Source organism: Nevskia soli (genome assembly GCF_903970205.1).
GTDB lineage: Bacteria > Acidobacteriota > Terriglobia > Bryobacterales > Bryobacteraceae > Bog-113.
The window spans coordinates 1-8,227 of the sequence record NZ_CAJCHS010000019.1; the positions used below are offsets into that span (position 1 = coordinate 1).

7 protein-coding genes are annotated in these 8,227 nt (G+C 58.5%); 6 read left to right on the top strand and 1 reads right to left on the bottom strand.

The annotated features are described in order from the left end of the window. A partial coding sequence (locus H1Y01_RS01050; RefSeq protein ID WP_180538243.1) for a VWA domain-containing protein occupies window positions 1-1,383 on the top strand: 1,383 nt, incomplete at its 5' end. Between the two features lie 702 nt (window positions 1,384-2,085). Next, on the top strand, window positions 2,086-2,454 hold the full coding sequence (locus H1Y01_RS19405; protein WP_219341160.1) for a hypothetical protein: 369 nt from the start codon (window positions 2,086-2,088) through the stop codon (window positions 2,452-2,454). A gap of 1,016 nt (window positions 2,455-3,470) precedes the next feature. Here H1Y01_RS19405 and H1Y01_RS01055 read toward each other — a convergent pair. Further along, a complete protein-coding gene (locus H1Y01_RS01055) occupies window positions 3,471-4,451 on the bottom strand; it encodes a nucleoside hydrolase (RefSeq protein WP_180538244.1) in 981 nt (326 codons plus the stop codon). Between the two features lie 36 nt (window positions 4,452-4,487). Here H1Y01_RS01055 and H1Y01_RS01060 point away from each other — a divergent pair, with 36 nt between their 5' ends. From H1Y01_RS01060 to H1Y01_RS01075, 4 genes are all read left to right on the top strand, one after another. Next, complete coding sequence (locus tag H1Y01_RS01060) at window positions 4,488-5,201, top strand: hypothetical protein (protein ID WP_180538245.1); 714 nt, start codon at window positions 4,488-4,490, stop codon at window positions 5,199-5,201. Next, window positions 5,202-6,206, top strand: a complete 1,005-nt coding sequence (locus H1Y01_RS01065; RefSeq protein WP_180538246.1) for an alpha/beta fold hydrolase — start codon at window positions 5,202-5,204, stop codon at window positions 6,204-6,206. It begins immediately after the preceding gene. Window positions 6,207-6,245: 39 nt separating this feature from the next. Beyond that, complete coding sequence (locus H1Y01_RS01070) at window positions 6,246-7,562, top strand: alkaline phosphatase family protein (RefSeq protein ID WP_180538247.1); 1,317 nt, start codon at window positions 6,246-6,248, stop codon at window positions 7,560-7,562. A gap of 35 nt (window positions 7,563-7,597) precedes the next feature. Next, on the top strand, window positions 7,598-8,227 hold a 630-nt coding region (locus H1Y01_RS01075; RefSeq protein WP_180538248.1), incomplete at its 3' end, for an ATP-binding response regulator.

Consider the following 8,227-nt stretch of genomic DNA (forward strand, 5'->3'; position numbering starts at 1 on the left):
CAGAAGACTGTGTTGTTGATCAGTAACGGCCTGGTGAAACCTCCGGATCACGTGGATTACTGGGCGTCCCTGATTAAGAACTCCAATAAGTATGGAGTTACCTTCTACGCGCTGGACGCGTGGGGCTTGGGCGTTTGCCAGGATCAGCCGAGCGGTACTTGCGACGCCGCGCGTTCGTCCATGCAGGACTCGATCGACATGCTGCATACTTCCGCCAAGCTAAGCCAGCAACAACAGAAAGTGGGTTTGAGCGGCGCCGAAATGCACGAGCTGATGCATGAAGATGATTACATCGGCTATGGCGTGCAAACCGGCAACAAACAGGAAAATCTGCGCGATCTGGCCGAGCGCACCGGCGGGTTTCTCATCGCGAACACAAACAACGTCGACCACCTTCTCGACAAACTAATGGAAGAGGTGGATACGCACTACGAACTGACTTACACGCCTCCCACCGAAAGCTATGACGGCCACTTCCATAAGATTGAAGTCAAGTTAGCCAAGGCCGACCTGACGGCCGAAACGCGGACCGGTTACTTCGCAGTTCCCGATACCGGGTCCGGACCTCTTACCGCAGCCGAGATCGCCGGCTTCAGCGCGCTTGACTCCAAACCCCTTCCGCACGCGTTCGACTACTCTACCGAATCTTATCGCTTTGAGGGGGACAACGGAACCGCCGACTGCGAGATCGGGTTCGACATCCCGATCGCTAACTTGACGGCGACTCCGGAACCCGCCGAGCACAAGCAGAGAGTACATGCCTCGTTACTTGCGGTGGTTAAGGACGCCGAGGGACAGATTGTCGGGCGCATCAGTAAGGACGTTTCCTCCGAAGTTGCGGACGCCGAACTGGCTACTCTCCGCGGGAACAGCATGACTTACGCGCGCCCGGTGACGCTTCCTCCCGGCCGCTACACGATCGAGACAGCGGTCGTCGATTACGAAGGAAAGCGCAAGAGTACGCAAATCGTTCCGCTGGAAGTCCCTAGCATGAAGGGCCCGGCCATGAGTGACATCACCATGGTTCGTAAGCTGAACAACGTGAATGGCGCTCCAGACCCCGAAGATCCATTCCAGTTCGACGGTAAAGTCGTCTTACCTGCCGTGTCATCCACGCTTAAATCAGGCTCGAACCCGATGGTGTACTTCGTTGTATATCCCGGGAGCCCCAATGCCGCGCCCGGGGAGTTACGGGTTCAGATACTTAAAGATGGGCAAGTTATCGCCAGGCGTAATTCGGCTTTGCCGAAGGCTGACGCAACCGGACGTGTTCGCATGATCATCGGCGCCGTCCCTGACCCTGGCAACTACGAATTGAAGATCGCGGCCGCCGAGCCCGCAGGCGTAGTCGAACGCAGCGTCAAGTACACGATTTCCCGATAAGTCGATCGCCCAGCACACCCGCATCGGGAACCAGCGCCCGGTAGTCTGTTCCCATACCTCGCGGTTCCTCTTGTCTGCAAGGTGAACGTAGGATGTCGGCCATCGAGAGCGCGTCTACGGAAACGTGTAGGGGAGAATCGATGCGCCGTCGATTGGCGGAAACTGAATCGCGCGTAGAAGTAATAGCTTCGCGGGAAATCGCCCGGTCGTGGCGAATCTCCGAGTGCCGCGGCTTCAAACAGCGATCGCGCATCGATCTCGGTTTCGTGCGCGACTGATCCATCACTGATAAGGACGACCAACGTCGAACATTCCCCACGCGCGACTGTATCGAATTCGCCTTCTGTTCGCTTCTTGTGAAAATCGAATTGCGTGGCTACTCGCACCCGCCTCGTCCTACGGCAAAATGGGGCTGAACTCACGTTAGAGGTCTTGAGGGATACCCCGCAGTCGATCCGGGACAACCGGAGGTTGGACGCGCTGGCGGGACAAACTCCGAGTGGAGTAGCTCTAGCTCGATGGGGCGAGATTGCGTGTGCGCGCCAATGCGAGTCACGCGGCGACGATCTTCCCCGAAAACATTAGTCCTAACGGAAATCCTCAACTTTTCCAGCTTTTCCACAGTTTTTCAACAGTTTGGGTTTAAAAGTGGTACTATTCTCTATTTTAGTTGAGACGATCTACTTTACAGTCACGTCAGCGATGAAGAGAACAATACTATCGGCATATCGGAGCAGTCTGGCCTCCAAGGTGCCGTCCCGAAACAGAGTTCACATGCGGCCCTCAAAGCCTATCAAATCCTTCTCAGAGATGGTCGGTCCTGAGCTGAGGCAGCTTCGCGGGAAAGTGCTGAACCTCGATCCGGCAGGATTGGGGGTAATTGCGAGTTGCGAGGTGGAGACCGAGGTTTATGCTTTTACTTTTGACAAGATCAAAGGGTATAGCGGCGAAAGCGTTAAGAATCTCACGCTTCGCGTGGGGTCTATAGTTAATGTTTGGCTGAGCTCCTCAATGGTTGTTCGAGTGCAAGCCGCTGCCGAGGAGAAGCCTCAGCAGGCCGCGATTGCTTGAGCAGGGTCTCAGATTAGTGCTGAGTCACAACGCGGTTGCCGTCTTTCTCAGAGTTAGATCCAAGCAAGCAGATCTCGTCGGGCGGGGTATGGACCCCTAAAGGGCCCATCCCACAAGATCTAAGAACGTTTGGTTTTTTTCCTGACGTCGGTAGCTGGCGACCCGGCGATCTGCTATTGTTCTCCGAAGTTAATCCGGGCTTTATAGCGCGTGGAATTCAGAAAGTTCAGGAGCATGGGGGATACAATCCAAAGCACGCTCAGTGGACTCATGCCGCAGTGTACGTCGGGGAAGATTCCATCTGCGAGGCGACTGTACGGGGAGTTCGGCATGGGGCAATTTACCGGTACATCAGAGGTCACAAACTTCGGATTCGACGAGATCCCACGTTAACGAACGAGGATAGTCAAAAAATCGCAACCCACGCACTAACTCGTCTTCGCGAAAATTATTCCTATGCCTCCATCCTCGGCTACTACTTCCGCGCATTGAATGGGCTCTGGAATGATCAGGGACACGGCGAGCCACCCGGCCGGATTTGCTGTTCTCATCTATACCAGCGGGCATATTCTATGGCGACCGGAAAAGTCTTGCAAAGCGATCAAGGCGAAGCAACGCCGGCATTTCTGAGCCATACGAGCAAGCTGTCAGATGTACAAACTAGGTGGTTCAAGATCGGTGAAGACTAGGATCGGAATACTCTAATCCTAAAAGTGCATGTATTGGTGAAGACCGTCAGTCTCTACTCGGGGATTACGAAGGGAAACGCAAGAGCACACAAATCATGCTGCTGGAAGTCCCGGCATTTAAGGGGCACTACCGCTGTCGCAATCGTATAGTGGCCGGGAGAAAGCGTCACCGGGCGTGCGAATTCATTCTATTACCGCGGAGAGGGTGAGTTCGGCGTGGGCAACTCGGCGCCGTCCCTGACCCTGGCAACTACGAATTGAAGATCGCGGCCGCCGAGCCCGCCGGCGTAGTGGAGCGCAGCGTCAAGTACACGATTTCCCGATAAGTCAACCTAACGCCGCGAACAACGCGCGCTTCCAACGCTGAATGTCGATCGCCCAGCACACGCGCATCGGGAACCCGCGCCCGGTAGTCTGTTTCCATATGTCGCGGTTCCTCTCGTTTGCAGCCACGTTCAGCCGGTCGACGACGGTCATCCCGCGCGTCAACTCACTTGCCGTCTCGACCTCTACATAGTGGCTACTCGCCGATGTGCAGATCGTTGGATCGAGAGCGATCGACATTGCCACGGGATCGGGCAGCGAAATTCCGATCTCGCCGGTTTGAACGCGATACGCCTCCATCGCCGTACTGTTGCACTCGATAGCGAATCGAGCCAGCGGCGTATCGAGGTCAAGTATCTCGTCGATATCCCGCGTATTGACCGCGGCATCTCCACGGCAAAGCTGCCAACCTACTAACTCGATCGGCAGCCCGGAGAGGAAGACCATTCGCGCAGCTTCCGGATCTACCCAGATGTTGTACTCGGCGGCGGGAGTTACATTCCCTTCCGTACACGGATTGCCGCCCATAATCACGCAACGTCCCACTTGTTTGGAGATACCCGGATCCCTGGCCAAAGCCAGAGCAACGTTCGTGAGCGGACCCAGTGTAACCAGAGTAAGTCCCGGATGAGTCTTGATTGTCGAGACGATCGCGTCTACCGCATGAGCGCCGCCCGCGCCGCGTCGGGGTTCCGGATAGCCGTGGTCGCCGAAACCATCCTCACCATGGAACCAGGTCGCGGTAGCATACTCGCGCAATAACGGTTGTCCCGCGCCGGCGAAGACGGGAACATCGGAACCGCATAGCTCGGCTGTATACAGGGCGTTCCGGGTAGCCTGTGCGACCGGAACATTCCCTGCCACAGTCGTGATCGCGGCAACGTCGACATCCGGCGCCCGCAGCGCCATAATCAGCGCGACGGCGTCGTCGGAAGCTGTGTCGGTATCGATGAGGAAAGTCCGGCGGGAGGTCGGGAGATTCAAGCACCAGTTTACGATCAGTGTTAGCGAACACCTGCTATGCCACGCTCCGTGAACGTCGAGTATGCCGCGCACCGCCCCATCCGAACGCGGAACAAGCCTTACTATCGCCTCGCGCACTGGCCCCTCTGGATCTGGGTGTTCTTCCTGTCCGCGGGGCCCATCGTATTCCGCCTGTTCGCCTATGGGCCGAGCCGGTGGACGCTTGCTTGGCTCGGGGCGGTCCTGGTGGGCACCGGCATCGCCGCGATTCGCGGTCAACTCCCTGGCGTTGAACCCGCGCCTTACATCCTCCGCTTTACTGAGGACAAGCCAAACCCTCTATACCGCCGCATCTGCTACACGTTCGCTTGGAATGTCGTGGTGAACTTCGTGATACTAAACTGGATCGGCCTAGCCCTGGCCGCCGTTACGCAGCATTGGTATCTAAAACAGATCTACAGCACCGGTTACTTCCCGATCGCCATCGTAATCTGGACACTCGGTCTGTTCGGGCTGCTGCCGCGCGTCAAAGCGTCCACCGCGGGTGAAGGGCATGAACGCCGCTTCTTCTATGGTTCCGTCTGGGCGGCGTGTGTGGCGCAACCGCTCTTGTGGATACTCTGGATCACGATGCCGAGAACTCCGTTCACTAACATAGCGAAGTTAGTCATCTTCACGGCGGCGCTGATCTTCATGGGGATGCTCGCGGCGCGCGGAGTTCTGCCGCGCACACGCCCGATCCTACCCGGCAAACTTATGGTCGCTGACTAAGTGTTTCTAATCGCCGCCGCGTTAGCGATCGTCACTACTTTATTGATTGCACTCGCGATTTGGCAGGCTGTATCGGCGCGCCGGGACGCCCAGCGCTTCCCTCCGCCCGGAAGTCTATCCGCAATCGCAGGAACGCGCCTACACGTTCTCGATCTCGGCGCAAGCTCACCCGCGGTCGTACTCGAAGCAGGAATTGCCGCATCCTCACTTAGCTGGCGTCCACTGCAGTACGAAATAGCCCGCTTCACGCGCGTCGTTAGTTACGACCGCGCCGGACTCGGTTGGAGCGAGCCCGCAACCGCCGCTAGATCTCTTGACCAGTTAGTCTGGGAACTTCACGAACTAAGCGCGAATGCAGCTCCATTCCTACTCGTGGGTCACTCCTTCGGCGGTCTCGTCGCACGCGCCTACGCAGCGAAGCATCCCGAAGACGTCGCCGGTCTGGTCCTCTTAGACCCGGTCTTACCTTCCGAGTGGTGCGACTTACCGCAAGAACGTCAGCGCCTGCTTTCCTACGGCGTCATGCTTTCGCGGCGCGGCGCATTGCTCGCGCGCTTAGGTATCGTGCGGCTAACTCTCACGCTCGCGGAACGAGGCGCCCGCTTCATCCCCAAACTAATCGCCAAAGTATCCAGTGGAAAGGGATCCGGCGTGCCTGAGCGGCTGATCGGCGAGGTCCGCAAGCTCCCGCCCGATCTCTTGCCCGCCATCAAGGCGCATTGGTGCCAGCCCAAGAGCTTCGCGGCCATGGCAAGTTACTTAGCTCTGCTGCCGGACGCCTGCGAACAGGCCCGGCACTGGCCGCCTCTATCCGTGCCGCTGACGATCATCTCGGCCGGCAACGCCACCGCTGCGCAAATCGAAGAATGGGACCGTCTCGCAGCCGCGTCACCCGCCGGCCGGCACATCCGTGCACTAACCGCGGGACATTGGGTGCATCTCGACGAACCGGGACTGGTTCTCACCGCTATCCGTCAAACCTTAGAGCATGTCAGCGCTTTGTAACATTCGCGAAATATACTGGCAAACGGAGCCCAAGAATTCATGGATCGCAGGACATTTATAAAGACCAGTATTAAGACCAGCACCGCCGCCGGAACGCTCATGAGCGCGGCGGGAATCAAGGCCCAGCAGCCCGGCCAGATCAAGCAAATCATCCACGTGATGAGCGAAAACCGCAGCTTCGACCACATGCTCGGCTGGCTGCCCAACGCCAACGGCATGCAAGCCGGCCTCAGTTACGCCAACCCGTCCGGTACCGTTTACCCCACTTACCCGCTCGCCCCGGATTGGACCGGCTGCGGGCACGACGACCCCGACCATAGCTATGCCGGCGGCCGCCTCGAATACGATCACGGCAAAATGGACGGCTTCCTTCAGCCTACGGACAGCGACACCTTCGCCATCGGTTACTACGTGGAGAAGGATCTCCCGGTTCTTTCGGCGCTCGCCCGCAACTTCACGACGTGCGACAACTTCTTCGCCTCGATTATGGCGCCCACGTTCCCCAACCGCATTTTCGCGAACTCCGGTCAAACCGACCGGCTCAGCGACAGCCTCAATTTCTGCACCCTCCCAACCATCTGGGACAACCTTCAGGCGGCCGGCGTCAGTTGCAAATACTACTTCGGAAACGTTCCCTTTCTTGCTCTTTGGGGCGTCAAGTACCTCAATATTTCATACGACTTCAATACTTTTCTGTCGGACTGCGCCAACGGAACGCTGCCCTCGGTTTCCTACCTGGATCCAAAGCTAACGCTACTGTTGAACTTCGCCTCGGATGACCATCCGTTCTCGGACATCCGCAACGGCGAAGCGTTTCTTTCGCAGGTGTATCAGGCGGTCTCAACCAGTCCGCAATGGGATAGCACGGTCGTGATCTTCAACCGCGACGAGTGGGGCGGCTTCTTCGATCACGTTGCTCCGCCGCGGGCTCTCGCCCCCAACGATGTGGACCCGGATCTGATTGACGGCAAGGCGCTGCTCGGCATGCGTGTTCCTTCAGTCATCGTTTCGCCCTGGACCGTGGGCAATCCGTCGAATCCGGTAATCGACAGCACCGTTTACGACCACACGTCGGTGCTGAAGTTCATTGAATCCGTCTTCAACATCCCGCCTCTGGCCGCGCGGGAAACATCGAGCGATGTCGGGAACATCCTGGACGCGATCGACCTCGGCAAGCCTCCGCAGCCCGCGCCGGCTCTGCCCACCGCAAAGCCCGTCATCCCGCAAACCATCTGCGCGAGCAGTATCAACCCCAACACCCTCAGCGCCGCGGTGGCCCGCGAAGACGATGATGTGAACGGGTTCGTCAAGATGGTCGAATCCGGCTTGATGAAAGGCTGGCCGGTCAACCTTTAAGTTGTTGCGTCCGCAGCCCGCGCTATCCTCCAGTTGTGGATGGATCGCAGGAGCAGGTTCTCAGACCGTCCGAACTCCGCCACGAATTGCGCACGCCGCTGAACCAGATCATCGGTTACAGCGAAATGCTACTGGAAGACATCGGAGACGATGGCGACTCTGCGTTGCGCGGCGAGATTGGCGCGATCCACGATTCGGCCTACGATCTGGTGGGCGCCGTGCAATCGCTGGTCCCCAATAGCGACGGGGCCGGCAGCCCGGATTCGATGGGCCGCATCCGAAGCGGACTTTGGGATCGGGCCAATCTGCTAAGTCAAGCCGCGCACTCCCTCGCCGCGCGCGAGGAGCCGGTTTTGCGGCCTTTCGCGCAACACATCGAGTCGGCGGCTCGGAATCTGGCGGACTTCACTTCGGGGTCCGCCCTGAACCGGAAAGCCGAAAACACCGGCAGCGTGAGCGAGGGGCACGCGGCGTCATCGGGGGCCCGACTTCTGGTCGCCGACGACAGCGAGCGGAACCTGGAGATCCTGGCGCGGCAACTCGAGCGCCAAGGCTACAGCGTGACGTGCGTCGGTAACGGAGTCGATGCGCTTCGTCTGCTCCGCGAGCGTTCGTATGACCTCGCGCTGCTCGATGTGCTGATGCCCGAGATGGACGGGTTCTCC

What these genes read in the sequence shown, in the direction of transcription:
- H1Y01_RS19405 (WP_219341160.1), top strand. Translation starts at nt 2,086, where the DNA reads ATGAAGAGAACAATACTATCGGCATATCGGAGCAGTCTGGCCTCCAAG.
- H1Y01_RS01060 (WP_180538245.1), top strand. Translation starts at nt 4,488, where the DNA reads ATGCCACGCTCCGTGAACGTCGAGTATGCCGCGCACCGCCCCATCCGA.
- H1Y01_RS01070 (WP_180538247.1), top strand. Translation starts at nt 6,246, where the DNA reads ATGGATCGCAGGACATTTATAAAGACCAGTATTAAGACCAGCACCGCC.